Source organism: Enterovibrio sp. QJM3NY_24 (assembly GCF_057786035.1).
The window spans coordinates 1,224,244-1,251,108 of sequence record NZ_CM173519.1 but is presented as its reverse complement, the minus strand read 5'-3'; the positions used below and the strand labels follow the sequence as shown (position 1 = coordinate 1,251,108).

General features: G+C 47.8%; 21 protein-coding genes. 4 read left to right on the top strand and 17 right to left on the bottom strand.

The window, feature by feature from the left end; all coding sequences use genetic code 11:
• Positions 1-381 precede the first annotated feature (381 nt).
• Positions 382-1,566, top strand: coding sequence for a TauD/TfdA family dioxygenase (locus AC3CIC_RS05465; protein ID WP_488515556.1), 1,185 nt, complete (start codon positions 382-384; stop codon positions 1,564-1,566).
• 52 nt (positions 1,567-1,618) lie between these two features.
• Here AC3CIC_RS05465 and AC3CIC_RS05460 read toward each other — a convergent pair whose 3' ends face one another.
• From AC3CIC_RS05460 to AC3CIC_RS05440, 5 genes are all read right to left on the bottom strand, one after another.
• Complete coding sequence (locus AC3CIC_RS05460) at positions 1,619-2,629, bottom strand: GlxA family transcriptional regulator (protein ID WP_488515555.1); 1,011 nt, start codon at positions 2,627-2,629, stop codon at positions 1,619-1,621.
• A 75-nt stretch (positions 2,630-2,704) separates the two neighbouring features.
• Positions 2,705-4,387 carry a BCCT family transporter gene (locus AC3CIC_RS05455; RefSeq protein ID WP_394213287.1) on the bottom strand — a complete coding sequence of 561 codons (1,683 nt, stop codon included), beginning with the start codon at positions 4,385-4,387 and terminating at the stop codon, positions 2,705-2,707.
• A gap of 124 nt (positions 4,388-4,511) precedes the next feature.
• Positions 4,512-5,483 (bottom strand): 3-hydroxyacyl-CoA dehydrogenase NAD-binding domain-containing protein, encoded by a 972-nt coding sequence (locus AC3CIC_RS05450; RefSeq protein WP_488515554.1) that lies wholly within the window; start codon positions 5,481-5,483, stop codon positions 4,512-4,514.
• Between the two features lie 7 nt (positions 5,484-5,490).
• Positions 5,491-6,381, bottom strand: coding sequence for a beta-keto acid cleavage family enzyme (locus AC3CIC_RS05445; RefSeq protein ID WP_488515553.1), 891 nt, complete (start codon positions 6,379-6,381; stop codon positions 5,491-5,493).
• 211 nt (positions 6,382-6,592) lie between these two features.
• Positions 6,593-7,465, bottom strand: a complete 873-nt coding sequence (locus tag AC3CIC_RS05440; RefSeq protein WP_488515552.1) for a GlxA family transcriptional regulator — start codon at positions 7,463-7,465, stop codon at positions 6,593-6,595.
• A gap of 211 nt (positions 7,466-7,676) precedes the next feature.
• Here AC3CIC_RS05440 and AC3CIC_RS05435 point away from each other — a divergent pair, with 211 nt between their 5' ends.
• Entirely contained in the window at positions 7,677-8,168 is a 492-nt protein-coding gene (locus tag AC3CIC_RS05435) for a thioesterase family protein (protein ID WP_394213294.1), read from the top strand.
• A 58-nt stretch (positions 8,169-8,226) separates the two neighbouring features.
• Here the strand turns inward: AC3CIC_RS05435 and AC3CIC_RS05430 are convergent, their stop codons facing one another.
• The 7 genes from AC3CIC_RS05430 to AC3CIC_RS05400 all read right to left on the bottom strand — a co-directional run bounded on the left by AC3CIC_RS05430 (position 8,227) and on the right by AC3CIC_RS05400 (position 19,241).
• Positions 8,227-8,958: a helix-turn-helix domain-containing protein gene (locus AC3CIC_RS05430; RefSeq protein WP_488515551.1), complete on the bottom strand. Its 732-nt coding sequence runs from the start codon at positions 8,956-8,958 to the stop codon at positions 8,227-8,229.
• Positions 8,959-9,849: 891 nt separating this feature from the next.
• A complete protein-coding gene (locus AC3CIC_RS05425; RefSeq protein ID WP_017004886.1) occupies positions 9,850-10,893 on the bottom strand; it encodes a GMP reductase in 1,044 nt (347 codons plus the stop codon).
• A gap of 337 nt (positions 10,894-11,230) precedes the next feature.
• On the bottom strand, positions 11,231-12,967 hold the full coding sequence (locus tag AC3CIC_RS05420) for a chitinase (protein ID WP_488515550.1): 1,737 nt from the start codon (positions 12,965-12,967) through the stop codon (positions 11,231-11,233).
• Positions 12,968-13,378: 411 nt separating this feature from the next.
• Complete coding sequence (locus AC3CIC_RS05415; RefSeq protein WP_488515549.1) at positions 13,379-13,612, bottom strand: hypothetical protein; 234 nt, start codon at positions 13,610-13,612, stop codon at positions 13,379-13,381.
• Between the two features lie 222 nt (positions 13,613-13,834).
• On the bottom strand, positions 13,835-14,968 hold the full coding sequence (nspC, locus tag AC3CIC_RS05410) for a carboxynorspermidine decarboxylase (protein ID WP_394213305.1): 1,134 nt from the start codon (positions 14,966-14,968) through the stop codon (positions 13,835-13,837).
• 74 nt (positions 14,969-15,042) lie between these two features.
• Positions 15,043-16,287 carry a carboxynorspermidine synthase gene (locus AC3CIC_RS05405; protein WP_488515548.1) on the bottom strand — a complete coding sequence of 415 codons (1,245 nt, stop codon included), beginning with the start codon at positions 16,285-16,287 and terminating at the stop codon, positions 15,043-15,045.
• A 50-nt stretch (positions 16,288-16,337) separates the two neighbouring features.
• A complete protein-coding gene (locus tag AC3CIC_RS05400; RefSeq protein ID WP_488515547.1) occupies positions 16,338-19,241 on the bottom strand; it encodes a diaminobutyrate--2-oxoglutarate transaminase family protein in 2,904 nt (967 codons plus the stop codon).
• Positions 19,242-20,059: 818 nt separating this feature from the next.
• On the opposite strand from AC3CIC_RS05400, the gene AC3CIC_RS05395 reads away from it, so the two are divergent.
• A complete protein-coding gene (locus AC3CIC_RS05395; protein ID WP_488515871.1) occupies positions 20,060-20,797 on the top strand; it encodes an RluA family pseudouridine synthase in 738 nt (245 codons plus the stop codon).
• Positions 20,798-20,800: 3 nt separating this feature from the next.
• Here AC3CIC_RS05395 and AC3CIC_RS05390 read toward each other — a convergent pair whose 3' ends face one another.
• The 5 genes from AC3CIC_RS05390 to AC3CIC_RS05370 all read right to left on the bottom strand — a co-directional run bounded on the left by AC3CIC_RS05390 (position 20,801) and on the right by AC3CIC_RS05370 (position 25,253).
• A complete protein-coding gene (locus AC3CIC_RS05390; RefSeq protein ID WP_488515546.1) occupies positions 20,801-21,442 on the bottom strand; it encodes a bifunctional 4-hydroxy-2-oxoglutarate aldolase/2-dehydro-3-deoxy-phosphogluconate aldolase in 642 nt (213 codons plus the stop codon).
• Between the two features lie 69 nt (positions 21,443-21,511).
• Positions 21,512-22,453 carry a sugar kinase gene (locus AC3CIC_RS05385; protein ID WP_488515545.1) on the bottom strand — a complete coding sequence of 314 codons (942 nt, stop codon included), beginning with the start codon at positions 22,451-22,453 and terminating at the stop codon, positions 21,512-21,514.
• Between the two features lie 36 nt (positions 22,454-22,489).
• Complete coding sequence (locus AC3CIC_RS05380; protein ID WP_016958912.1) at positions 22,490-22,882, bottom strand: RidA family protein; 393 nt, start codon at positions 22,880-22,882, stop codon at positions 22,490-22,492.
• Complete coding sequence (locus tag AC3CIC_RS05375; protein ID WP_488515544.1) at positions 22,879-24,369, bottom strand: N-acyl-D-amino-acid deacylase family protein; 1,491 nt, start codon at positions 24,367-24,369, stop codon at positions 22,879-22,881. The genes AC3CIC_RS05380 and AC3CIC_RS05375 overlap by 4 nt, the downstream gene beginning before the upstream one ends.
• A gap of 20 nt (positions 24,370-24,389) precedes the next feature.
• Positions 24,390-25,253, bottom strand: a complete 864-nt coding sequence (locus tag AC3CIC_RS05370; RefSeq protein WP_026024061.1) for a MurR/RpiR family transcriptional regulator — start codon at positions 25,251-25,253, stop codon at positions 24,390-24,392.
• A 165-nt stretch (positions 25,254-25,418) separates the two neighbouring features.
• Between AC3CIC_RS05370 and AC3CIC_RS05365 the strand changes: the two genes are divergently transcribed.
• The gene (locus AC3CIC_RS05365) at positions 25,419-26,696 is read left to right on the top strand and encodes an amino acid deaminase (protein WP_488515543.1); all 1,278 of its coding nucleotides are present in this window, start codon (positions 25,419-25,421) and stop codon (positions 26,694-26,696) included.
• The last annotated feature ends 169 nt before the right edge of the window (positions 26,697-26,865 follow it).

Genomic DNA, 26,865 nt, shown 5'->3' with positions numbered 1-26,865 from the left:
ATTGAGATTCGTTCTCTCATGTGCAGGGAGCGGAGGTTAGCGTTAATCGCGCCTTTAACTCTCTGCGTTTTCAGAAGCTTGCAACAAGACAGTGCCAGTCAAAAGCACAATGTCCGAAGTGACAATATACGTAACGGTAGGTCGCATGAGGTGACACCTTTACGCCGAAATGACGCATCGGCATACGTTGGCTGATACTTTTTAGCAGACTTTATTGGCTTATAGATTGGCCGAACGTTATCAACGATAAAACTGCCCATGAAAACATGTCGGAATGGTGCAAAATCATGTCGGCTGGGTGTCACGAAAATCGTTGATTCTCATTATAAGATGACTCAAAGCATCACCCTCTTTTATTGGGATATTTACGAGGAAAGCACGATGACAGTCGCCGACACGCATACAGAAATTGCATCCTTTACACCGTATCCGATCAAACATATTCCCGTTCGAGTCGACTTGGGCAGCGAGTCGCTTGTGATTGAATGGGATAACGGGCATGAGAGTGAATACCATTACCTGTGGCTAAGAGATAACTGTCATTGTGCGGAATGTATCGCCACGCTCACTCGGGAACAAGTCTTTGAGATTTGTGATGTCCCCGAAACGATTAAACCGCAAGAAGCCTATCTGTCTGAAGACAATAGACTTGTCATCGAGTGGGATCACGCTGATCACTGTGGCCAATATCATCCCGGTTGGTTGTTCAGCCATTGTTACAGCGAAAGCGCACTTTCAGCCAAACAATGGCATGCGAAAGTGTGGGATAAAGAGGCCATAAACCAAGTCCTGCCAACAAACACCTACCAAAACATCATGCAAAGTGATCAACACCTTTTAGCGTGGCTAAAGGATTTAAGGGACTATGGAATCGCGCTGATTAAAGACGTCAATACAGACCCAAATACGCTGATTAACGTCGCGAATCGCATCTCTTTTATCAGAGAAACAAACTTTGGCACCATTTTTAATGTGCAGGCTAAAGCGGATGCAAACAGCTCGGCGTATACCGATTTACGATTACCTCTGCATACCGATTTACCCACACGAGAACTCCAACCCGGCCTGCAGTTTTTGCATTGTTTGGTCAATGATGCCACGGGGGGAGAATCTATTTTGGTCGATGGATTTAAAATCGCCGAACACATGCGCGGGCATTACCCCGAAGAGTTTAAAAGCTTATCCAGCATACCGATGGCCTTTTACAACAAGGACAAACACAGTGACTATCGCTTTCGTGGCAAAGCCATTGTGGTTGATGAAAACAACCAGGTTGTTGAAGTTCGCCTCGCTAACTTTCTCAGGGGCCCCATTGATGTACCAGCGCATCAGACCCTCGCGCTATACAAAGCGTATCGCTGTTTTATTCGATTAACGAGAGAAGAAAGGTTTCAGTTTTTTCATCGCCTTAATGGCGGAGAACTGATCGTCTTTGATAATCGCCGCGTCTTACACGCACGCAATGCGTTTGACCTAAAAACAGGCTCAAGACACTTACAAGGCTGTTATATCGACAGAGATGAACTCTTATCTCGAATAAGAGTGCTCGAAAGAGACGCGCTTTAGTTAAACCAATATTTAGCGACTGTTAGGCAGCCACTTAGACCTATTGTGGTCGCTATTGAATACCAGAACGATATTGGCTGGCAGTCGTGCCATAAAGCGCACGATAGCGACGGCTAAAATGCGCGGTAGAGCTAAAGCCACACGCTAGGGCTATATCGGCAATACTGAGTCCAGAATCTGACAAAAGATACCGTGCATGCTCCACTCTCAATTGCACATAATAAGTGGAAGGAGAACAGGCCAAATGCTGTAAGAACAACCTTTCCAGTTGCCTTACGGAAATTGACAGCCTGTCTGCCAGATCCGATGTGGCTAAAGGCGTTTCAATGTGAGAGGCCATTAACGCTAGGGCTTTTACCATTTTAGGGTGGTGTAATTTGAGCTTTTCGGCTTGGCTGGCTCTTTGATGGTCAGTTTGGTTTCTCGCCGTACTCTTGATTAATTGCTCACACACAAGTATCGCGAGTTCTGGCTCAAAATAGGCGTCGATTAAATACAACATCATGTCGGTTGCCGCAGTGCCACCGGCACAGGTGATGCGTTTACCCTGAATTTCAAATAGTTCGTCACTGATTTCAAGTTCAGGGTAACGCTCTTGAAAGGAAGGCTTCGCTTCCCAATGCAAGGTGACTTGATAGCCTTCTAATAACTGGGCTTTGGCTAGCAAATAACAGCCCGTATCGAGCGCACCGACCATGAAGCCGAGCCGATGCAACTCACGCAGCCATTTTATCGATGTTTCTGACATGTATTTTTCTGGACGGAAACTCGCATTCACAAAAAGGTTACGAGGTTTTTCACTAGCATGTATCGATAGAGCGTCTTGCAGCGCTAGACCATTACTGGCTAAAACAGGCTCTCCATCTTCACTCAAACATTGCCATCGAAATAAGGTTTTGCCTGCCAAACGGTTCGCTATTCTTAACGGCTCGATCGCAGAAAGCAGTGACACCATCGCGTATTCAGGTAACAGAAAAAAAGATAAAGTGAAAACACCATCATCGTCTGCAATTAATGGCTTTTGCGCCTTTCGGGATGAGAGTTTGAGTGGCGTGGTTTGCATCGAATCTCCTAAAAAAGATACGACCTTTGTTATTCAGCCGTATCTTCTTGGTTTTTGCCAATAAGCTAAAGATGATTAGTCTTTTACCTCTCGCTTATCACTATCGCCTCCAGTTCCCACTCCTGAGCCACTCACTTCGCTAAAGAGTGATTTGAGCACCCCTAACGTCATCACAATAATAATCAGGCTTAGGGGCAAAGCCGCTGCGATATTGGCTGTTTGCAAAGCGCTCAAACCGCCCGCAACTAACAAGGCTGACGCGACTAGCCCGATAACAACCCCCCAAAAGACACGGAATGTTTTTGGCGGTTCTTCATTCCCTAAAGATAGGATAGTTGTTAATACCACGATGCCTGAATCCGAAGACGTGACAAACCAACTCATGAGTAGAAATACCATCATGGCAGAAACGACCCAACCTAGGGCGCCGGTTCCAAAGATACCATCGGCACTGGCGAACAAAGCCTCTGGCAAGTTCCAAGCGTTAACAAGTTCAATGAGCCCAGCACTGCCTACCCCACCACTGGCTGTCAACTCTTGAAAAAGTGCCGTGCCACCAAAGATACCCAACCACACAAAGATGATGGTCGTCGGCACGAGCAGAACGCCAACCACAAACTCTCTTAAGGTTCGACCACGAGAAATACGCGCGATAAATAATCCAACAAAAGGCGCCCAACCTAACCACCAGCCCCAATAGAACACAGTCCAGCCATTTTGCCATTTAGCAGGGCCATCTTCTTCCGGAAACCAAAGCCCCATTTGAACAAAATTTGCGAGATAATCCCCTACTGCGACACCAAAAATGCTTAACACCCAGGTTGTGGGCCCACCAAACAAAAACAGAGCCACCACGACAATTGAAACAATAATATTCCATTGGGAAATGATCCGAATACCGCGGCCAACCCCAGATAATGCTGATAAAACAGAAACAATCGTAATTAACACAATCAGGGTAATTTGCGTTGGCACACCAGAATCAACACCAATAAGTCGTTCAAGCCCGACAGACATCTGACTGACGCCCAACCCTAGCGAGGTTGCCACACCAAAAACACAACCTAACACACCGAAAATATCGACAATGTGCCCAATAGGCCCATAAATACGATCACCAATAAAAGGATATAACGCAGAACGGAGCGCGAGTGGGAGTTTTTTACGGTAAGCAAAATAGGCCAATGACATGCCGACAATCACATAGACGGCCCAGCCATGAAAACCCCAATGGAAGAAAGTCACTCTCAGTGCGTCTACGGCACGCTCGTAACCAATGGCTCCTGCACCCGCCATGTCGGCGTAAGGGTTATTCGGGTAACCAAATGCACCGCTGTTATCAAGGTAGAAAATAGGCTCAGCAACACCAAAGAACAAGATCCCAATACCGATACCCGCTGAAAAAAGCATCGAGAACCAAGCGAAATTAGTAAAATCAGGCCGGCTATCGTCATCACCTAAACGCACGCTACCGAACCGACTAAAAACGATAAAAGTACATACCGCGATTAAGAAGACAATGGTGACCATGTAATACCAACCAAACGTCACTTCAATCCAGGTGCGAATGCTGCCAAATAGCTCTCCTGCTAGCTCTGTATTCGCCCCTGTGAATAACACGAACACGAGCACCAAGAGTGACGAAGCTATCGTCATGCCTTTGTGCATACCTTTAAACAGCCCTGACTGGGCAAGCTTTTCAGCTTTAAACACCGTCGATTCTGCGGCTTCGAAGCCTTCCCGAGGAGTTGATGACATCAGTACATTCTCCATTGCTATGATTTTGAGTGAGTGAGCTTTCTTTCTCGCTTTTACACTTTCATTTCCACCTCTTTTAGACCCATGCCAAAACAGTCATCCCGAACGCTTAGGTTTCAAACATTCAGCGTTTTATCCCTTTTTCTTCGCGATACTCGTTAAGCGTTTGCATAATACGAATAAGGCAATCATCGCGCTCTTGTACAAGCTCATCAATGGACGCGCCATTGGCTTGCGTCAAGCAACCTGACACCATGTCATCTTTCAATTCTTGCGTGAGTTTTGGCGCTTTTAGACGTGTCCAAGGTTCTTCTAACGCATCCTCAAAGTGATCCAATAAATGCGCCATCCCCCCTTGCCCGCCGCCTAAATGGAAGGTTAAGCAGTGCCCCATGATGGCCCAGCGCAAACCCGGCCCATAAGCAATCGCTTTGTCGATATCTTCGACGGAGCATTCTTTGTTCGCCACCATATGGAGGGCTTCCCGCCATAGCGCTTCTTGTAAACGATTACCGATAAAGCCCGGCAGTTCTTTGTCCATTTTGGCGACTTGCTTTTCCGTTGCTTCATAAAAGGCAGCGGTCCAATCAACCACCTCTTGGCTGGTTCTTTCTCCGCCACAGACTTCACAAAAAGGCACGAGATAAGGCGGATTAAACGGATGACCAACCACAAACCTATCAGGCTGAGACTCAAGCTCACGAGCCATGTCTGTCATGGCAAACCCTGATGTACTGGAAATAATCACCACATCAGCGGGTACGATGCGGTCAAGTTCCGCAAACAAACCTCGCTTGGCATCCATTCGCTCGGGTGTGCTTTCTTGGATGACCTCGACCTGATTAGCCAAGGCATCTAGGGAATCAACAAAACGCAATTTGTCTTTGCTTGCGCCTTCTCTCAAGCCCAGCTTTTCAATGGTGGGCCAAATATTGTCGACCATGGTCAGAAGCTTTTCTTTTGCGTTGGGGCCGGGGTCGTAGGCGACCACATCCATACCCATACGAAGGAAATGCAGAGCCCAAGCACCACCAATAACACCTGTGCCGATCACACCCACCTTTGAAACTTGTTCCGGATTAGGACGTGCCATCATCTTTCTCCTATTGGGTGCCACGTAGGCGCAATTTTTCACGGGCTTGAGCTGGGCTCAAAATACACGCCCCCATGTTTTCGATAATATTGACGGCGCGTTCGACCAATTGCCCGTTGGTCGCCAATACCCCTTTACCAAGGTATAAGTTGTCTTCTAAGCCAACCCGCACATGGCCGCCTAACAAGGCTGACTGCGCCGCCCAAGGCAACTGGTTACGACCTAAAGCAAACGCTGTCCATTGGCTATGATTTGGCAACATGTCCACCATGCCTTTCAATAGCGTAAAGTCTGGTGGCGTCCCCCAAGGAATGCCCTGACACAGCTGAAACATTGCATTGTCATCAAGCAAACCTTCTTTCATCATTTGCAGAGCAAACCAAAGATTACCCGTATCAAAAATCTCTAACTCAACCGTGACACCAAGTTCTTGAATACGCGCAGCGCCACGCCTGAGCATGTCTGGCGTTGAGACATAAACAAGATTGTTATCGCCGAAATTTACTGAGCCGCAATCGAGGGTACAAATTTCAGGTTTGAGTGCTTCAATATGAACAAGACGCTCAAGCCCACCCACGAGATCCGTTTCTGGACAAAATTCCGTTGGGTTTTCTTCCGGCCCGATATAGAGATCGCCCCCCATGCCCGCCGTCAGGTTAATGACAACATCACAATTAGACGCGCGCAAACGCTCACAGACTTCTGCGTACAATTCGACGCGTCTAGAGCCTTGTTTTGTCTCAGGGTCTCGAACATGAATATGGGCAATTGCCGCTCCCGCATTCCATGCTTCTATCGCTGAGTTGGCAATTTGTTCTGGTGTGATCGGCACATTTGGATTTTTATCCGCGGTATCCCCTGCACCATTAATGGCGCAAGTAATAATGACGTCTTGATTCATCGTAAGGGCTCTTTTTATAGATTAAATAAAAACAAGAGACACGTTCGCATGCCCCGTTCTCTTTATCGCGCACTATCAAAGTTACACATTAGAAATGGATGTTTTTGCCTAAAGTCGATGCTTAATAATCTAAAAAAGACACAAATGAAGGGGTGTCGCAAAATGGGTCTCTTTTCTTACGACATGTTGATTAACGTATCTTGCCTAGAAACTACCTTTCTCGACTGGGACGTTTGGAGAATTGTTCTTGATAACAACGGGTGAAATGGGAAAGGGAAACAAAGCCACAAGCTGTCGCCACCGAGGTGACGCTGTCGTTGGTTTGTTGCAGCATCCAACGGGCTTTTTCTAGCCTAAGTTGACGATAAAACGCTTTAGGGGTTTGCGCCAAGTGTCGTTTAAATAGACGCTCCAACTCCCTATCTGAAATACCTATAAACGCAGACAACTCTGCAATTAACAGCGGCTCTTCTATATTTTTCTCCATTAATTGAACGGCTTCAATCAGATGGGGATTACGGCTATCTAAGCGGATTTGTAAGGAGCGACGCTGAGGTTCACTGTGTTCTCTTTGGTGGGTATAAACAAGTTCATCAGCCACGAGGGTTGCCAGCTCCTGCCCATGCTGTGTTCTGATCAGATAGAGCATCATATCCAAGCCAGATAAAGCCCCTGGGCAAGAAAAACGTTTTCTGTCGATGACCAGCAACTCTTGAACGAGCGTGACATTCGGGAAAGCCTCCTGCGTCGTTTCATGATTTTCCCAGTGCATAGTTGCACGATAACCATCCAAGATACCCGCAGCTGCTGCAATATATGCCCCCGTATCCTGACACCCTATATCGGCACCAAAGTGACTCTGCTGACGAATAAAGCCTAACAGCGCCGGCGTGTTCACCAAATCAGGATCACTGCCAGTGCAAATAATTAATGTTTCACATTTTTCAACCGCGTTAAGGTGGGTATGCGTCATTATCTCAATACTGTCGCTACTTGAGATCAACCCCCCGTTTTCTGAAATAAGCTGCCACTCATATAACTCTTCACCTTGCGTGCGATTGGCATGGCGCAAAGGGTCTAACATGGCCGTTAACCCAAATAAAGAGAAGCCAGGTAACAACAGAAAGTGAATCTTTTGAACTTTCGACCTTGAAGGATCACCAAACACCTTTCATCTCCTCACCGCAGGGACGCGTCGAAAATAATCAAGTTATATACGATTTTAATCAATAGCATCGGTATTTTATGCCTAGCATAGAAGCCGAGCATCAGTTTTGCCTGAACGAGGAGTAAAAATGCCAAACCACGCGGATCGGATTCAGTTAATCGAAAGCCCCGTTTTACCTGAATGGATTGATTATAACGGGCACATGAATGATGCCTATTATGTGGTCGCTTTCAGTCAGGCGATTGACGCCTTTATGCTGCATATTGGACTGGATGAGACATTTAGAGAAGCGCAATGCGTTTCCCTCTATACCCTACAGAGCATGGTGACTTACCGAAAAGAAGTCGCAGAAGATGAGCCTATTAGTATCCAAGGGCAATTGCTAGAAAGTGATAACAAGAAGCTAAGACTGTTTATGACGATGTATCACGCGCAAACGCATGATGAACTAGCAACGATGGAGACCTTATTGTTACATATGGATATGCAAGCACATAAGGCTGCGCCTTTCTTAGCGCAGACCCAAGCATTGGTTGACGAAATACAAGCGGCTCATCACTTACTGGAAACACCGACCAATGCGGGTAGCGCCATCGCGATTAAGCGTCCCAAGTTTTAATTGATATGTAGCTTAGAACGATGAGTGGCGTGATGTCTGTTTCGCTACTCGCTATTCACTATTCGTATTCATCGAAAAGCGGGAACGTCCAGCGACGCATCGCAACAACCATCGACGTACCATGGCGCTCTTGCATCGTCAGATCCGTATCTTGGTTACATGCATCGTAAAACTCACTCACCAGACGTTGAATACGCTGCTGAAACTTGTAGTTGGTCGGCAATGACATCAGCCCCGTAGACATGACCAGTTTCTCTTCATCGCCCGCAAAGCGAGATTGGAAGAACGCACTGATCACTTGTTGTTGGAAGAACTGCTGGATAGGCCCACCAGCAACCCATGAAAATGAGGGCGAAATTTTGAGTTTAATGCGATTTTCGGGTTGAAGCTCAATCAGATTCAAGCGGTCTAAATGCGCCATTTTCTGGATCAATACGGTCTCAGGTATGTTGTATTGCTCAAGGATTTGGTCAAAGCGATACCCATTCGTGATACACACAGCCACCAGCAGCAAAGCTTTGTCAGCCACCAATTCTTCTTCTTGCTGCCACGTTAATTCCGTAATCTGATTGCAGCTTTCAGATGAGAGCTTAAACAACTCCCCCATTTCCATATCAATTAGCTGACATACCGCCGACAAGCGCTCTAAACTCAAGCTTCCGCCATTCGCAAAAAGCCGCTTTACCGAGCCCTCACTGAGAGACAATGCACTCGCGACATCTTGATAATTCACTCCACGTGCTTTGAGCTGCTTTTTTAACGTTTGAACCACTTGATCACATTCAGCCATGTTTCCTCCTTGAAACCACTGAACAGTAAACCGTAACCGCGTTGGCTTTTCCAGTGCTATCGCCGTCGCAGGAGCAAACATGGCGTTAGTACTACGACAAAAGAGTATGTAGTCGGGGTGTTCTGAAAATCCCCTCAGAATCAAAATGATTTGATGCAGATAGTCCTACCAAAAAGACAGTTCAGTTTGCTTTATGTCTGATGAGTTTTAAATGAACAAAGAGAAAACCGCAAAGAAAACAGGGATGCTAAGAGCAACTAAGAATATTGAGACAAAATAATGGCCAGCGAGGGTTTTCCCTGTGCATTTTTCTTTTTTGGCAAAACTAAGGCATAGGTGCGCAATAAAAAACAGGAAAAATCCAGGCCACAGCGAGTAAAGATAGGATATCAATCCCCAATCCATAGGATTTCCGTTTTCCAGCAGGCCAACCAAAGGAAGGTTTTGTATAGCAGCATGCGTGAAAAAAATTCAGTGGGTTAAATAGGGCTAACACAATGATCCATTTGAGATTTGAAATCCTATCGCTCATGACTTCCCGATCAGTTAAACGCATCATCCCTGCTGTCTAACAGCTTCTTATACAGCCGTATTTATCAACGTCTCTGTCAGCGCGTTAACAAAAAAGGGGGGCCACCCAATGCCACTAAACAATATCTAAATGGCGTATTAAACACTGCGATATAGTTGGAAGAAAATACAAAAATTGAGAATTGACTTCGCCAAATCATTCAGAAATTACGCTTTCAAATTGTGCCCCTATCGCCTCGATACTTTAAATCAGTGCAAACATTTCGGACAAAAAACAAGTTCAATTTGTTCAGAGCGTAATGAATTGTAGGCAAAAAAAACCACCCAAATGGGTGGCATTTTTATATGTTATATTGAATTTTATTCTTTACCGAACACGTTGTTTTCTTGTTCTTGTACACGAATAAACGTGGTGCGTTTTGTCAGTTCTTTTAGCTGAGCCGCGCCAACGTATGTACATGTTGAACGTACGCCGCCAAGAATGTCTGAAATGGTGTCGTTTACTGTGCCACGGAATGGCAGCAGTACGGTTTTACCTTCTGCCGCGCGGTATTTTGCAACACCACCAGAGTGTTTCGCCATCGCGCTTTCAGAAGACATGCCGTAGAACTTCATGAACTGTTTGCCGTCTTGCTCAATCACTTCACCACCGCTTTCTGTGTGACCCGCCAGCATACCGCCAAGCATCACGAAATCAGCGCCGCCACCGAAAGCTTTTGATACGTCACCAGCACAAGAACAACCACCGTCACCAATAATACGTCCGCCTAGGCCATGTGCGGCATCCGCGCATTCGATAATCGCAGAAAGTTGCGGGTAACCCACGCCAGTTTTCACGCGAGTGGTACATACTGAACCTGGGCCGATACCCACTTTCACGATATCCGCACCAGCAAGGATAAGCTCTTCAACCATGTCCCCAGTAACCACGTTGCCCGCACTGATCACTTTGTCTGGGAATGCAGCACGTACACGCTGAACATACTCAACAAGGTGCTCTGAGTAACCATTAGCAATGTCGATACAGATAAATACCAATTCATCAGACAATGCCATGATGTCTTGCGTTTTTTGGAAATCAGCATCAGATGTACCGGTAGACACCATCACATTGTTCAGTGTCTTAGTCTCTGATTCAGCAACGAATGCCGCCCAATCAGCCACGGTGTAATGCTTGTGAATTGCCGTCAGACAACCATGCTCAGCAAGCACCTTGCCCATTTTGAATGAGCCAACTGAATCCATGTTCGCTGCGATGACTGGTACACCAGACCATTGACGACCACTGTGCTTGAATGTAAAATCGCGGGTTAATTCAACTTGAGAGCGGCTTTTAAGGTTAGAACGTTTCGGGCGAAACAGTACATCTTTGAAACCCAACTTCAAGTCTTGTTCGATACGCATGTGTCTTTTCCTTACTGATTAAGACGATGCCCTTTCGGACATTGCTCATGAATGCGCACTATTTGCAGATAGCGCAAACATTCACCGATGAGCAGGCACAAAAAAACCGGAGCGTTTGCAGACGCTCCGGTTTTCAGCATTATAGGAGTAGAAATATTATTAACAAGACTGATATTAGTAATTTTTTTATGATACCTTTTGCAAGATTACACCCTCGAAAACTCACTTTCCACACGTATCAACACTTCACCACCACACCACTAAGCCTCAGATAAATAACAAAAAAACCGCACATCCTCGTAGGATGCACGGCTTTGATTCTATTGTATTTTAGCGTTTATGCCTTCTTCCAAGGCCCCCATTGCTTGTTAGCCGCTGGATCATCACCCTGCGTCCAGTACTTTGCCTGGTAACGAACACCGTCAATAATAACTTGTTCGCCCGCTGTATATGCTTTGTCAGCTAGCCACGTAGACGATCCCGTATCAGGCGTTGGCTCCGTCACTGGCGGCGTCGGCTCCGTTACTGGCGGCGTCGACTCCGTCACTGGTGGCGTCGGCTCCGTCACTGGTGGCGTCGGCTCTGTTACTGGTGGTGTCACTTGACCTGATACAACGGTCCATGCGCCCCACTCCCCTGCAGTTACGGGGTTAACAGCTTGATTCCAATACTTAGCTTCATAAGTGACGCCATTCACGACAACTTGGTCACCCGTGTTATAGACCTTGGTTTCGCTCCAGCCGTTTGGTTCTGTAGGTGTTTCGCCATTTCCATTGTCTGTGCCGCCATCCGGGTTCGTGATATCAGCATCAGGAACAACACGCACCGTTGGCCAGCCCGCATGTGAACCGTAGAAATTAGTCACACATTTCTCATAGTCACCTTTTTCAAGCGCAGAGTAAGCCGTTTGGTAACCGACCAATTCACACTCAAACGAATAGCCACCTGGACGGTCTGAGTAATACTTCCAGTTTCCATCCCAGTTGGTATACAGCACATCTGTCGCACCTTGAAGGTTCAAACTACCAAAAGGCAATTGCTGCCAACAGGTGTTGACTTCGTCTGCTTCAATCGGGATTTCATAATGAGCAGCAAGCCCTTCCCAATAGCGAATACGGTTAACGGGCTGACCTTTGGTTTTGTTTTGTTCGCCACATTCAATGCCACCATTGATGATGTTGATTGTGGTACCAAAGCCATAACCGATACCCGCATCAAGTTCGCGCTGTGAAGGTTTCCACGTGCGATCAATCACATGAAGCATTGCAGGTTTCGGCGCTTGAGGGGTGAGGAAGAACCAAATAGCAGACGCCAAGTTGAGCCATGAGTCTGCAACCAACGCCGGTTCATTCAACAGCTTAGTGGCATCACCCGCATACATCACCTCCGAAAACGCACCGTAGTTAAAGTGATAAGAAAGCTGTTTTGCACCGCGACCGAAATAGCCTTGCCCTGCTGAACATGGCCAGCGTTTGTTCTGCCAGTCATCCTGACCACACCCTGTGGTGTAACCTTCTTGACCTTCAATCCAGCCCATTTCACGCACGTGCACCAAGGCCTGTTGCCATTCTTCCAGTGCTAATGGGTTATCCGAAATGTTGTCTTTGGAAATGTGCCCGCCTGTTTCTTGCGAAAAATGGGCAAACGCGGTGATGATGGATTTTTTACAAATCGCATCGGAATCCCGTCCATCGGTGTAGTCTCCACAGAAAGCGGGGAACTTACCAATGGCGCGGAGAAAACGTGTGTAAGTGTATTCAGGTGCAGCCATATGGGTTAAGAAATCCCAATCAGATCGCGGGAATACACGCTCTACGCGTTTGACGTTAATCGGGTTGGTTGCGATTCCTTCGTCGATGGCTTCAACGGTCGCATTAGGGCGAGTTTCAAGCGCCTGAGACCAAATGGCGTACATAGGGTCAGAGGTTTGTGCTGCCTCGGCCGCCGCTATTTCCGACTGCGAGACGATGTATCCGGCCGCATTATCTGGGTCCGGTTGTGGGGTCATTGTAATAGCGCTGTGAGCAAAAAAGCTCGCGCCAAACAATGCGGTAAATAAAGCCGTGTGTTTCATCTCTGAATTTCCTTATCAAAATTATTGGTAAGGCTGTCGCTATCGAAGCGTGCTCTTTGCGAGCTACAACGACATTAGGTGCACTCTTTGTTTTTTTACCGCTGTTATCTCGAAATACGTATCGAAAATAACGCGTGAGTGCTTTTTATATTCAACGCAGCCAACCCAACTATATGCACGAGTTGAATATCAACTCGACATATATCATTTGCAGAGATGTAAGACTGGACGTGAGTTAGCTAAATTTTGATAAGGAGTAATACGTTGTAGAGTTATTTTTTGAAGTGAAACAAGCTAATGCAAAGAAAACCACCATGATGCCCTAGTTTTCATACAATTCGGCAATATTAAAAACTGAGAATTAGCTCAAACAGTTATATAAGATTTCATGGTAGGTCATAGTCTTCAGTGTCATAAAGCGCTGATTTCTCTTTCTATTGTGTAGCTTTTATCAGTCACGATTTTTTCTAGCACTTCAACGCGTGATTTTAAGGCTGCAACTTCTACAGCCAAATCGCTTTGATTGCTTTTACTGTGGTTAATTTCGAATTCACGCAATTGTGCTTTGTAGGCCAAATAACTTTTCAGTGTTTTTGCACCAACGACAACTGCCACAACGACAGTGACAAATAGCAACGCATCCATGTTTCTATCCTCATCCTGATATTTTTAAGTCTCTGCGATACCGATATAGCCAAGCAACCTAAAGATGCCTGGCTATACACTTATATTTGAATGTGGAAGGAAACTCCAAGAGCACGTGATAACACTCTGACTAACTTCAAAAAAAAGAAGGAACGATAATCGCTCCTTCTTTCTGTTAGTGGCTCATTAGCTTATTTGTCTGCCTGCTAACAAGCAGGCCAATCAATGCACAGACCACTGTGACAAGGTGCGTTTGAAATCTTGATAATCAAATTCATTCAGAAGCTGAATATCACCGCCACTACGTTGGCAATACACAGACGGCATGCGAAGGCCATTGAACCAGTTCAGTTTGACCATGGTGTACCCTGCACTGTCGAGAATGTGCAGACGCTGTCCGATCTTCAATGGCTCGTCAAAGTTAGCCACACAAAACTGGTCACCCGCCAAACACGAGCAGCTACCAATCACATACGTGTGTTCACCGTTATCGCTCGCTTCCCCGATAGATGCAGGCTCGTTGTATATCAACGTATCTAAGCGGTGCGCTTCGGTCGCACTATCAACGATGGCGGTTTTCATATCGTTTTCAACGATATCGACCACAGTCACCACCAAATCCGTGGTTTGGGTGATAATTGCTTCACCCGGCTCTAAATACAACTGCACATCGTGACGCTCACCAAAGGCTTTTAACGCAGCGGCTAACTTTTCAATGTCATAGCCCGGCCATGTAAAGAACACGCCACCGCCTAAGCTCACCCATTCCAGCGCATCAAGGTAACTGCCGAATTTGTCAGAGATAGCATCCAGCAACGCAACAAAGGCATCGACATCTTTGTTCTCACAATTCATGTGGAACATCACGCCATTGAGTGATGCAAATACCTCGGGATCGATTTTGTCAGCATGCACACCTAAGCGAGAAAATTTACGCGCCGGATTCGCCAAGTCTTGTCCGGCGTAACTCACTCCCGGATTTAAACGCAGCCCCAACGACGCTTTCCCTTCGACAAGGTGACGATAAGCCGTCAGTTGAGATTGGCTGTTGAAGATCATTTTGTCGCAGATATCCGCCACTTCACGCACATCATCTTCGCTATAACCCACGCTATAAGCGTGCGTCTCGCCGCCAAATTTTTCATGACCGAGTTTCACCTCAAACGGGCCGCTACTGGTGGTGCCATCAAGGTAAGGTTTGATGATGTCGAAAACGCCCCACGTCGAGAAACATTTCAGCGCCAGTACCAGCTTCACGCCAGACAATGTTTTTAGTTGTTTTGCTTTCTCGAGGTTTTCGATCAGTTTGTTTTCATCAATCAGAAAATACGGAGTTTTTAATTGCGCAGAATTCATGTCACTACTCGATAGAACAAGCTCGTCGATAGAAAAGCTCGCCTGTCAGTGACAAGCGAGCCCAATGGCAGAGATTACTTCAAGATATTAATAACAGGCTCAGACGGGGTTAGCTCTTCCACGCCCCAATCAAGGCCAATTGACGGCATCAATTCGAGGAACGGGTCTGGGTCAAGTTGCTCCATGTTGAACACGCCTTCACCTTTCCATGCACCCTTAAAGTAAAGCAGCGCAGCGGTGATAGCAGGCACGCCCGTGGTGTAAGCAATCGCTTGATGCTCAACATCTTTGTACGCCACTTCATGATCCGCATTGTTATAAATCAATACGCTACGTGCTTTGCCGTCTTTATTACCTTGCACCCACGTGGCGATACACGTTTTTCCTGTGTAACCCGGTGCAAGTGATGTTGGATCAGGCAACAGTGCTTTAAGCACTTTCAGCGGTTCAACCACAGTGCCATCTTGCAAGGTGATCGGGTTTGGGCTCAGTAGGCCAATGTCACGCATACAGTTGAAGTAATTCAGGTAGGCATCCCCAAAGCCCATCCAAAACTCAATGCGCTTTGCAGGGATGAACTCTTTCATCGAACGCACTTCATCATGGGCCATTGAGTAGACTTTATGGCTACCTACTAGCGGGAAGTCGAACTCCATCATACGGGTGTGACAAGGTACTTTTTTCCACTCATCGCTTTCCCAGTAGAACGAATCGCCCTGAATCTCGAGCATGTTGGTTTCAGGGTCAAAGTTGGTCGCGAACTTCTTACCGTGATCGCCAGCGTTCACATCCATCACATCAATGGTGTCGATCTCATCGAACAAATGCTTCACTGCATAAGCCGCGAAAACACTGACCACGCCCGGATCAAAACCCGCACCAAGAATACCTGTGATGCCCGCTTGTTCGAATTTTTCACGAAATGCCCATTGTGGGTCATACGCTTCTGGCACTTCTTGCCCTTCAGAGCAAAGATCTACGGCAACAGACGTATCAAGATAAGAGACTTTTGCTTGGTAGCAGGCTTCCATGATCGCCACGTTTACCCACGGAGGACCCGCGTTAATCACCAGATCAGGTTGAACGTCTTTGATCAGCGCCACCAGCGCCTCAACGTCATCTGCATTTACCGCGCGAGATTCTAGTTTACGGCTCTCGTCTTTAAGGTTGTTACGGCCTTTTATGGACGCAATGATGGCGTCGCACTTGCTCACTGTGCGAGATGCGATAGTAATATCACCCAATACATCGTTATTTTGTGCCGCTTTGTGTGCAATAACCCAACCAACGCCGCCTGCACCAATTTGTAAAATAGCCATTTTAAATCCTTTCGAAAACAATACGCTCTAAAGCAACATTGAACGTAAAATTAAACACCAGCCTGCTTAACGATTTCGTCTGCAAGACTTTCTAATTCAGTCAGTAACTGCTCGAGATCTGCCAAAGACAGGCACGGATTAAGCAGCGTAAATTTCAGTGCGACGTGTCCATCCACAACGGTTTCACCCACAACGGCTTTCCCTTGCACTAGGGCATCTAGACGGATTTGCTTATTCAGCGCATCCAAATCCATCCGTTTGTTTGAACCCTTGTAGCGGAACAACACGGTCGACAAACATGGCGCTGCCAACAACTCAAAGTTGGAGCGATTGTTGAGCATATCCGCAACACGCTGCGTTTGGTTCAACAGGTGATCAACCATAGAGCCGATAGCCTGAGGACCGACGTTCTGCAGCGTCATCCACACTTTCAGCGCATCGAAGCGGCGCGTGGTCGCAATGGATTTATCGACCAGGTTAGGCAACACGTCTTCTTCACGGTTGAGATAGTCCGCATGGTGACGAATGAAGCCAAAGTGGTTTTTATCTTTGAGTATCACTGCGCCACAACTGATTGGCTGGAAGAACATTTTGTGGAAATCGATTGTCACAGAATCCGCACGCTCGATGCCTTCCAAACGTGCATGGTGACGGCTAAGCATCAACGCGCCGCCATAGGCAGCGTCAACGTGCATCCACATGCCATGTTTTTGTGCCAAGTCAGCAACGTCATCCAAATCGTCAACCGCACCGTGATCGGTGGTTCCCGCAGTTCCGGTGATCGCAAATGGGATCAGACCTTCCGCTTTCAGCGCAGTAATCGCTTCTTCAGCAGATTCAATGCTGATCGTGCCATCGCTGTAGGTCTCGACACAGACAACCGCGTGCTCACCCAAGCCAAGTAAAGACGCTGATTTTTGCATGGTAAAATGAGAGTTTTTCGAGCACACAACACGCAGCTTATCAGCATAATCTGGCAAGCCGTCTTTCTGCACGTTATGACCACTGATGGTATTGATAATGTGGTCACGCGCCATCAACAAGCCCATCAAGTTGCTTTGTGTGCCGCCACTGGTGAACACGCCATCGGCTTTGTCATCAAAACCAAAGCGTTGGCAAAGCCAATCCGTCACTTCTTGCTCAACAAAGGTTGCAGCACTGGCTTGATCCCACGAGTCCATTGACTGGTTCAACGCGGTGATAAACGCTTCTGCCGCCACGGCTGGTAACATGGGCGGGGTATGAAGGTGCGCAATACAATGAGGATGCTGAACAATGATTGAGTTCTTACCAATCAGCTCGCTGGTTTCTTCAATCACGTTAGCAAGAGGCTGAGGGTTCTCGCCTAGCTGCGCACGACGAATTTGTGAATGCAGCACGGTAGGATCGAGACCTGAATACGGAGACTCAGTCGATTCAAACAGCTTCTTCAACGCTTGCGTGCTTTGGTTCATCGCAGCTTCGAAGCCGTCTGCACCATCTTTACCCACGTGGATAAAGTGATCACGCCAGTTTGCTTGCAGCGTATCCGCAGGCTGCACCACAGGTTTCGGCTCAACCAAAGATTCAATCGCGTCTTGCAGCGCTTTCAATACAAAGTCGATTTGCTCAAAAGTAATGATGATTGGCGGCAGGAATCGCAACACCGACCCTTCTCGTCCACCTTTTTCGATGATCAAGCCACGCTCAAGGGCTGCACGTTGGATAGCAATGGTGAGCTCAGGTGCAGCTAGCGGTTCACCGAATGCGTTCTTATTGCCTTCAGGGTCACAAATCTCAGCACCCAACATCAGGCCTTGCCCTCGCACTTCGGCGATACAGCTGGTTTTCTCAGCGATTTTTTCCAGGCCACGGCGCAGGTATTCACCTGTCACTGCCGCTTTGTGTGCCAAATTGTCGCGACGAATAATTTCCATCGCTTTCGCGCCAGAAACCATGGCTAATTGATTGCCACGGAATGTGCCCGTGTGCTCGCCCGGCCTCCACGTATCGATAGATTTGTTGAACACCAATAAAGACATCGGCAAACCACCACCGACCGCTTTCGATAGACACAAAATATCCGGTGTGACGCCCGCTTCTTCAAACGCGAAATGCGTGCCCGTTTTACCGATACCACACTGAATTTCATCAAAAATCAGCAGGATGCCGTGTTCTTCCGTGATACGACGTAATTCTTGTAGCCAGAATGCAGGGGCTGGAATGACACCGCCTTCGCCTTGAACAGGCTCAACAATGATGGCTGCTGGTTTCTGAACGCCGCTTTCATCATCTGCCAACATGCGTTCGATATAGCGCAAACCTTGTCGAGCACCCTGCTCGCCATGCAAACCAAACGGGCAGCGCAAACTGTAAGGGAAAGGCAAGAAGTGCACGTCTGCCATCAGACCTTGACGGCGCTCTTTGGTACCGAGGTTGCCCATTAGCGCCATGGTGCCGTTTGTCATGCCATGGTATGCACCATGAAACGCAGCCATGGTATTGCGACCCGTGGTTTGCTTCGCCAATTTAATCGCCGCTTCAACGGCATCTGCACCCGAAGGACCACAGAATTGAATTTTGGCGTTTTCAGCGAAATCTTGTGGCAAGAATGCCATCAACTCACGGATGAAATGATCTTTAGCAGGCGTCGTGATATCGAGCGTTTGGTAAGGAATACCGGCATTGAGCTGTTCAATCAGTGCTTGATTGATTTCAGGGTGGTTATACCCCAATGCTAACGTACCCGCACCAGCGAGGCAGTCGAGATAGACCTGACCGCGGCTGTCTTCCACCATCACGCCTGATGCTTTCGCAATGGCGAGAGGTAATCGACGCGGGTAAGAGCGAACCTCGGATTCATAATGTTCCTGACTCAGCAAAAGCTCATCAGGCGTAAGATCATGTAAACCGTCTAAAACGGGCACGTTTTGGGTTGCTTTTGTGTCTTGGATGTCAGTGGTGAAGCTAATCATTTTTCTTGATCTTCCATGTTCCACTCCCTGCATTCTGTTTAATCGACGTACACGGTTCCCAAGTACTTTTTGTAAGCGATGAGGAAAGCAAACGTCAGAATGTAGGTCGCGCACACCCCCGAAAAATTCGGGAAATACCCGTGATCAACGCATCATGCGTCGTCATCGGAAACCAAAGTGTGTGTTGAAACGCGAGTTCAGGTACGCCGAGCAGCACGGTCATGCCGTGGGGAACCACTCAAACGATAAGAATGCGTCTCAATCGATCGGAAAGATCAAGGCTCAGTAATAATACTGCAGTTGGGTAAGACAAAGCTGAAATGAGTATATGACTTAATCACAGTTGGGTTCCTCAATATGCCCCAAGCCTTTTTCAGGCCGGACAGCACTATTAATGCCCTTCTATTGGAGAACTATTCTCCAATACCTACTTGCGACAACTACGTGTGAAATGGGTATCAAACCAAGGCGTTAATCACCGTGTCGCGTGTGTCTCGAAAAGCGCGATGTTCGAGATTGTTGCGAAAAATAACAAAGCTACTTTTTGAACACAAGTGAATTTTTTGTCTCGGCAATAAAAAGTTAAACACAATTGAAACAAAGTGCATTTGAAAGCGGGTACGACAGGCCTTTCCTGCGAATGGTGAGTGGATAGAAAGAGAGAAGAAATGTCTAATTTCCAGTACTCGACAAACGCTGAAAATTCACAAGATCGGACGTTTCTTATGATGCTAGTACCAGAGGTAAAAGGTACTATACCCCAGCCTCTTGAGGTTGCTTGGGTATGTCACTCGCGTATCAATATCGGAAAGTTTTATATGTCTCGTGCCGACACCGAAAATCAAAACCAAAACCAAAACCACACTATCGTCGATAACTTTGTTGCCCCTGTTTGCGAAGGCTTCATAGAGATCTTGTATCAAGATGACGATATCTTGCTGATCAACAAACCTAGCGGCCTATTCAGCTTATCGGGAAAAAACCCGCTTAATTGGGATTCGGTTCACTACCGTTTGGTGAATGGTCAGGAGGGAAAAACGCCCGCATTTCCAGAAGCAATGCTCCCACATCGATTAGATTTCGGCACATCAGGCATTATGGTTGTGGGGTTACACGCTTCTGCGGGGCAGCATCTCAATAAGCAGTTTCAAGCGCGCACGATTCAAAAGCGCTATATCGCCATGCTAGAAGGTTGGGTGGCTGACGATCATGGGCAAGTGACTGCGCCAATCGCGAAAGACAAGGTGCTATTCCCTTGCGTGAAGATTTGTCCTATCACTGGCAAAGCTTCCACCAGTGAGTACTCAGTGTTGCAACGATTTGAGCACCCGCGTCGAAGCTTAGTGCAATACACTCCCCTGACAGGGCGCACGCATCAGTTACGCATTCACAGCCAGTATATGGGACACCCCATTCTTGGCTGCGACCTCTATAGCAGTGAGTCGAGTGAACAACTGGCGGACCGTTTGCAATTGCACGCCAGTGATTTGTTTTTCGAGCATCCGATTCGCCATGAGCCTTTCCATGGCGAATGTCCGTGTCCGTTTTCTGTTTAAGCGTTATTCAACAAGTGCTACGGCTTCGCGGATCAAGTGACTCAGCGCCGCCCAATCACCTTGCTTCATGAGCTGGCCAGGCACCATCCACGTACCGCCGCAACATGCAACGCGATCAAGACTCAAATAGTCCTTCACATTCGCAGGGCTTATCCCCCCAGTTGGCATCATTTGAATATCTCGGTAAGGCGCCAAAAGCGCTTTTACCATGGCGATACCACCTGAAGCCTCGGCGGGGAAAAACTTCACAAAGGTCATGCCAAGCTCTAACGCTTGTTCAATTTGGCTCGGGTTGTTTATCCCTGACACCATCGGCAAACCGATTTTCTGACAATACTTGACGATGTTCGGGTTTAGCCCCGGCGCCACGGCAAACATCGCCCCTGCTGCCAATGCTGCGTCGGCTTGCTTTGTGGTTAACACGGTTCCCGCACCCACCAGCAGATCGGGTTGGCTTTCTCTCATGATCTTAATGGCTTGCGCGGCGACATCCGTGCGAAACGTCACTTCTGCGACCGGCAGTCCATTTTCCACCAAGGCATCTGCCAACGGCTTCGCATGATGAATGTCATCAATTTGAATCACGGGCACAATTTTGTGTTTCGCCACTTGGCTAAAAATATTCTCGCTCGACGGTTGGCTCATGGGAGGCTCCTAAATCATTCCAGTTAACGTTAAATCAATGTGGCCGCTATTAGGTTGTCGCTGGCGGCTTCATTTTGGGCAGAACAGCTGTAATTTGGGCATCACCGTTTTCGGGATCACCGCCCCAGGGTATTGGATGACGGTCGAGGCAAGCTTATGGGCCAATGCCACGCGTGCTTCAACAGGCCATTGATTGATATACCCAGCGAGATAGCCCGCAGCGAAAGAATCCCCCGCGGCGCAGGTATCCACAACATTCGCGACCCGTTCTCCCGCAACAAGAAAATGCTCGGCTTGGGTTTGTTGTAAACCGCTGATCACCGTACACGGCTGCGACCCCCGTTTAATCACCACCTCTTGGCAGCCAAACTCACGACAACGCTGTTCAATATCGATGTCGCCCCATACGGCCAAGTCGTCATCTTCGGTCATCAAGGCAAGGTCGGTTAGGCGCAAACAATCTGCGTACCACGCTTTTGCGTCGCCATCAGGCCACAAACGCGGTCTGTAGTTGTTATCGAAGACTATCGTGGTGCCTTGCTGTTTCGCTTTTTGGACCAGGGTGAGTAATTTCCGACGGTTCTCTGCGGGCAAAATAGCGATGCTGATGCCGCTGAAGTACAAGAGATCCAAACCCGTTTCTTGGACAAAATGCTCGAGAGGAGAAACCGCATCAAAGTAATGTTTCGCTGCGCTGTCATTACGCCAATAGTGAAACGTTCGCTCACCGTCGGCATCAGTTTCGACCAAATATAACCCCGGCATTTTTCCAGAAATACGCGAGACCAGCTGCGTATTAATGCCTTCGTTTTGCCAATGCGCGAGCATTTCCTCGCTGATCGAATCATCCCCCAAACCCGTCGCATAGCGAATGTTCACATTTGACTCAGCGAGTAATCGGCTGAGGTAAAGCGCGGTGTTAAGGGTGTCGCCACCATAGGTTCGCGTCAACGGAAGCCCACTGAGTTCCACCATGCATTCACCCACTAAAGCGACCTGATAGGTATCCATTTTCGTCTCAATTCACTCTGTCATGCCAAATGAACGTTAAACGCGATCTGCGCGATAACACGTCACGTCGACTTCTACTTTCACATCCACCACCAAATCACACACCATACAAATACGGGCAGGTGGGTGTTCGCCAAAGTACTCTTTAAAGACTTTATTGAACGACTGGAAGTAGCGCGAATCTGTCAGTACCACTTTCACATGCACCACGTCAGCAAGGCCGTATCCTGCTTCTTCCATGATGTCGACGCAGTTTTGAATCGCCAAACGTGACTGTTCAACTACGCCACCTTCAACCACTTCTCCGTCAATCATTGGCGTTTGACCCGACACATACAAAAAGCCGCCGGCTTCAGTTGCACGAGAAAAAGGTAAATGTTGTCCGCCAGTACCCGTACCGCCTTCGGCACCATATCGTTTGATTGTCATGAGTTTGTCTCCATTACTGAATGAGTGTCGGCGTTATCATCGGGCAGTTTGGCGTCATTTCTTGATAAAAATCGACCATGCCTTCCCTGAACACCGATAGATTGCTGATAACTGATTTTCCCGTTGACCCACACGGTGTGAATGCCGGTGGCGGCCTGAATCGGCTTTTGAAAGCTGGCGCTGTCATTGACAGTTTCTGGATTAAACAGCACCAGGTCGGCATAGTGACCGACTTTGATTTCGCCTCGTCTCGCCAAATTGAAACGCTTTGCCGATAACCCTGTCATCTTGTAAATCGCTGTCTTGAGAGGAAATAAACCCCGGTCACGGCTGTAATAGCCCAAGACTCGCGGAAATGCTCCCCACAAGCGAGGATGGGGATGTGGGTCGTTCGGCAATCCGTCAGACCCTATCATGGTGAGCGGATATTGAAGCACTCGCTCAACATCCTGCGCATCCATATTGTGGTATACCGCCCCCGCAGGTTGAAGGGACTTTGCCGCTTCCATGAGGCTCACGTTAAGCTCGTCAGCGATGTCAGAGAGCATGCGTCCGGCAAGTGTGGGATGGTGTGTCGACCAGGTGATGAAAATCGGAAATTCATCGGTGACCTGGTTCAAATCTAATGTGGAAGAGCTTGCCGTGTAGGGGTAGCAATCACAGCCAATGTCTTGTAACTTTCGGGTGTGATCCATCTTTTCCAGCACTTCCGTCGTCCTTCCCCAGTTGCCTGCTCCCGCACATTTTAAATGGGAGATAACCACAGGGACTTTCGCGCGCTGCCCCACCCGAAATGCTTCATCCATGGCATCCAAAATACCTTCAAACTCTGTTCGCATGTGCGTGGTATAGATGGCATTGGCTTGGGTGAGTGCTTCGCTTAATGACAGAACTTCCGCTTCATCACACGATTTTGCACTGGCGTATGCCAAGCCGGTGCTTAAGCCTAACGCGCCATCATCGAGTGCTTGTGTTAGCTGTGCTCGCATCACGGCAATTTCGTCTTGCGTAGCCGTGCGATACAGGTCGTCCATAACATTGTTTCGCAATGTCGTATGACCCACCAACGCGGCAACATTGACCGCTGGCTGCGCTTCTCGCACCGCGGCCGCATAGCTTGCGAAGGTAGGGTATTGAAAATCTTGTTGCTCACCGAGCAGATTCATCGGATCAGGTGGTGCGTTATGAAGCACCGCAGGTGACGCGCTAATACCGCAATTGCCAACAATGGTGGTTGTCACGCCTTGAGATATCTTCGGCAGGCATTCGGGCATTCTGATGACATTGGTATCATCATGAGTATGAACATCAATAAAGCCGGGACTCAGCACTAAACCTTTTGCATCGACGACAGTGTCAGCGTCGGACGCATTCAATTGACCCACCGCGACGATGACATCATCAATCACTGCCACGTCAGCTTGGAAAGGCTCGCTATCTAGACCATCAATGACGGTGGCTCCAGCAATTAGCATGTCGTATCTCATAACGATCTCATTGTTGACGGTTAATCTCCCAGAGGCTGTCTGTCGCCCCCGCCTCGGTAAGAATCCAAAGCAAGTTTTAATCTTCTTAATCGGTCACGAGAACGGCGCTTATGTGTCACTGCCAATTGCATCGCTAATACATCAACCAAGGCCAACATCGCGTAGCGGGATGCGGAAGGTTTATAAATAAAATCGGTTTCCTGCGTGGCTATCGGCAAGGTCAAATCACTGATTTCAGCCAACGGCGATTGTGCTTGGGTTATTGCAATCACCTTCAAACCATATTGTTTGGCTAATTGCGCGACATCCAAAACGCCAGGGGTGTAACCGGTCACCGACAAAATAACCATGACATCGCTGCTGTCTGCGGTTGCGGCTACCATGCGTGTCAACAACCCATCGTGGTACGTCGACACGGCGTAACCTAAACGGAACAAACGAAACTGCAATTCTTGCGCAACCATGGTAGAGCCGCCGCCCATGCCAATACCGATGATCTGCCGAGCGTTGTGTAGCCAATTGACGGCAGTTTCAATGTCTTTTTCATCCAACAGCTTTCGGTTCAAATCCATGGATTGTTTGATGGATTCATACACGCCGTGAACGCCTGTCTGCTCAACAGGTTCATTGATAAATCGTTGCCCGACCGCCAAAGATTGCGCTAATTTCATTTTCAAATCGCGCACGTTTTTACAGCCGACGGCTTTGGCAAAACGTGTAATCGTCGCTTCACTCACTTGCGCTTCTTCCGCAAGCTCAGTAATGCTTGAACTTGCCGCGCCCGCTAAATTGTCCATGACACATTTAGCGACTTTCTTCTCAGCGTCTCGCAAAGCATCAAACCGTTGTGAGATTTGAGAAAGGATATCTACTTCCATCGTCATTCCGATTACCTCTGGCATTATCGTAGCGAGTCGAGTGTGGCGATAAAGTGATAACGCGCACATTTAGACTTTAATTGTTTGATAGTTTCCAACATGGTAAGCATTGTATATTATTCTAAAACCCTATTCCACGCGCAATCCATTGCATGTTAGGAGCGTCAACTCATGTCGGACAAAGAAGTGAAATTTGATAGTTATTATCACCCAACGGACTCCCTACCATTTGAACAGGGGGCGAAAGGTGTGCCATTGACACTCAAACCAAACGGTCGATATTCCTTACTATCTGACTTACCACTGCCTGCCGCTGTCGTGTCTGAATCAGCGTTGATTCATAACGCGCAATGGATGCAAAACTTCTCCGATCAGAGCGGCGTGAACCTTTGCCCCCACGGCAAAACCACCATGTCACCGCAGTTGTTCAACATGCAGTTAGAACAAGGTGCTTGGGGAATATCTGTAGCAAGCCCCGCACAAGCTCAGGTTGCTGTAGAAGCGGGCGCAAAACGCATTATCATTCCTAACCAAATCGTGGGATTAGTGAACATCAACGCCGTATTGGATCTCATTGAACACAAAGGCGTAGACATCTACCCCTGTGTGGATAGCCAATATTTGGTCGAACAATGGCAAGAGGCGGCATCACGTCGGCAATTGACCGTCCCGCTTTTGGTTGAACTGGGCATCGCTGGAGGCCGCTGCGGTTGTCGTAGTCACCAGCAAGTAAAAGCGTTGGCAGAAGACATCGCCAAGGCGACCCACTTACGCTTTGCGGGTGTTGAGTTTTATGAAGGTGTGATTCATGGCGACCACGGAGAAGATAACGCTGAACACCTAGTCAGAACGTTTGTGAAAGGTGCTGTCGCGCTTGCCGAGTCGTTGATAGATTTATCTGAGCTCGATAAACCGATTGTCACGGGTGCAGGCTCCGCATGGTACGACGTGGTGGCAGAAGAGTTTGCCAACACCCAGGATCTGACAACCATTATCCGACCGGGTTGCTACCTCATTCATGACGACGGCATATACCAAGACGCGCAAAACGCGGTCATGGCGAGATCTCAACGGGATACAAGCACGGCCTGCCGTATTGGCGGTGATTTAATTTCAGCATTAGTGCTTTATGCCCACGTTATTTCTGTTCCAGAAACCGGCAAGGCCATCATTGGTCTAGGTAAACGTGACGCCGCTTTTGATGCAGGGCTACCTCGCGCAGTCAGGCTTTACCGAGATGGTGAACAACATCCGCTTCCGTCGCTAGTCAGCACTAACATCATGGACCAACACCTTTTTGTCGAGTTTGAACAGGCAGGCGCGTTAAAAGTTGGTGATGTCATCGCCTTTTCAACGTCGCACCCTTGCCTGACGTTCGACAAATGGCGCTATATTGGGGTTGAAGAAGAAACGGGCTTTGTCACCAAATGGCTAGATACCTATTTTTAGTATTAGCTTGGTTTTAGTATTTGCTTGGTTTTAGTATTTGCTTGGTTCTAGTTTTTGCTTGACCGTTAATGTCGGTTTAGCTTTTCACTAACCAGCGAATCAGATTTCAAAGGGCGCAACGCGCCCTTTTCTTTGGTTGAATGTCGCGATGCCATCGCCCCCACATTGA

Excerpts from the sequence above, each read along its gene's own strand:
- AC3CIC_RS05390 (WP_488515546.1), bottom strand. The coding sequence starts at position 21,442 with ATGAGCCAACCGTCGAGCGAGAATATTTTTAGCCAAGTGGCGAAACAC.
- AC3CIC_RS05370 (WP_026024061.1), bottom strand. The coding sequence starts at position 25,253 with ATGACGATGGAAGTAGATATCCTTTCTCAAATCTCACAACGGTTTGAT.
- AC3CIC_RS05440 (WP_488515552.1), bottom strand. The coding sequence starts at position 7,465 with ATGTTAGACCCTTTGCGCCATGCCAATCGCACGCAAGGTGAAGAGTTA.
- AC3CIC_RS05465 (WP_488515556.1), top strand. The coding sequence starts at position 382 with ATGACAGTCGCCGACACGCATACAGAAATTGCATCCTTTACACCGTAT.
- AC3CIC_RS05380 (WP_016958912.1), bottom strand. The coding sequence starts at position 22,882 with ATGACAATCAAACGATATGGTGCCGAAGGCGGTACGGGTACTGGCGGA.
- AC3CIC_RS05400 (WP_488515547.1), bottom strand. The coding sequence starts at position 19,241 with ATGATTAGCTTCACCACTGACATCCAAGACACAAAAGCAACCCAAAAC.
- AC3CIC_RS05435 (WP_394213294.1), top strand. The coding sequence starts at position 7,677 with ATGCCAAACCACGCGGATCGGATTCAGTTAATCGAAAGCCCCGTTTTA.
- AC3CIC_RS05455 (WP_394213287.1), bottom strand. The coding sequence starts at position 4,387 with ATGTCATCAACTCCTCGGGAAGGCTTCGAAGCCGCAGAATCGACGGTG.
- AC3CIC_RS05420 (WP_488515550.1), bottom strand. The coding sequence starts at position 12,967 with ATGAAACACACGGCTTTATTTACCGCATTGTTTGGCGCGAGCTTTTTT.
- AC3CIC_RS05450 (WP_488515554.1), bottom strand. The coding sequence starts at position 5,483 with ATGATGGCACGTCCTAATCCGGAACAAGTTTCAAAGGTGGGTGTGATC.
- AC3CIC_RS05445 (WP_488515553.1), bottom strand. The coding sequence starts at position 6,381 with ATGAATCAAGACGTCATTATTACTTGCGCCATTAATGGTGCAGGGGAT.
- AC3CIC_RS05460 (WP_488515555.1), bottom strand. The coding sequence starts at position 2,629 with ATGCAAACCACGCCACTCAAACTCTCATCCCGAAAGGCGCAAAAGCCA.
- AC3CIC_RS05425 (WP_017004886.1), bottom strand. The coding sequence starts at position 10,893 with ATGCGTATCGAACAAGACTTGAAGTTGGGTTTCAAAGATGTACTGTTT.
- AC3CIC_RS05415 (WP_488515549.1), bottom strand. The coding sequence starts at position 13,612 with ATGGATGCGTTGCTATTTGTCACTGTCGTTGTGGCAGTTGTCGTTGGT.
- AC3CIC_RS05385 (WP_488515545.1), bottom strand. The coding sequence starts at position 22,453 with ATGGATACCTATCAGGTCGCTTTAGTGGGTGAATGCATGGTGGAACTC.
- nspC (WP_394213305.1), bottom strand. The coding sequence starts at position 14,968 with ATGAATTCTGCGCAATTAAAAACTCCGTATTTTCTGATTGATGAAAAC.
- AC3CIC_RS05430 (WP_488515551.1), bottom strand. The coding sequence starts at position 8,958 with ATGGCTGAATGTGATCAAGTGGTTCAAACGTTAAAAAAGCAGCTCAAA.
- AC3CIC_RS05395 (WP_488515871.1), top strand. The coding sequence starts at position 20,060 with ATGTCTCGTGCCGACACCGAAAATCAAAACCAAAACCAAAACCACACT.
- AC3CIC_RS05365 (WP_488515543.1), top strand. The coding sequence starts at position 25,419 with ATGTCGGACAAAGAAGTGAAATTTGATAGTTATTATCACCCAACGGAC.
- AC3CIC_RS05375 (WP_488515544.1), bottom strand. The coding sequence starts at position 24,369 with ATGAGATACGACATGCTAATTGCTGGAGCCACCGTCATTGATGGTCTA.
- AC3CIC_RS05405 (WP_488515548.1), bottom strand. The coding sequence starts at position 16,287 with ATGGCTATTTTACAAATTGGTGCAGGCGGCGTTGGTTGGGTTATTGCA.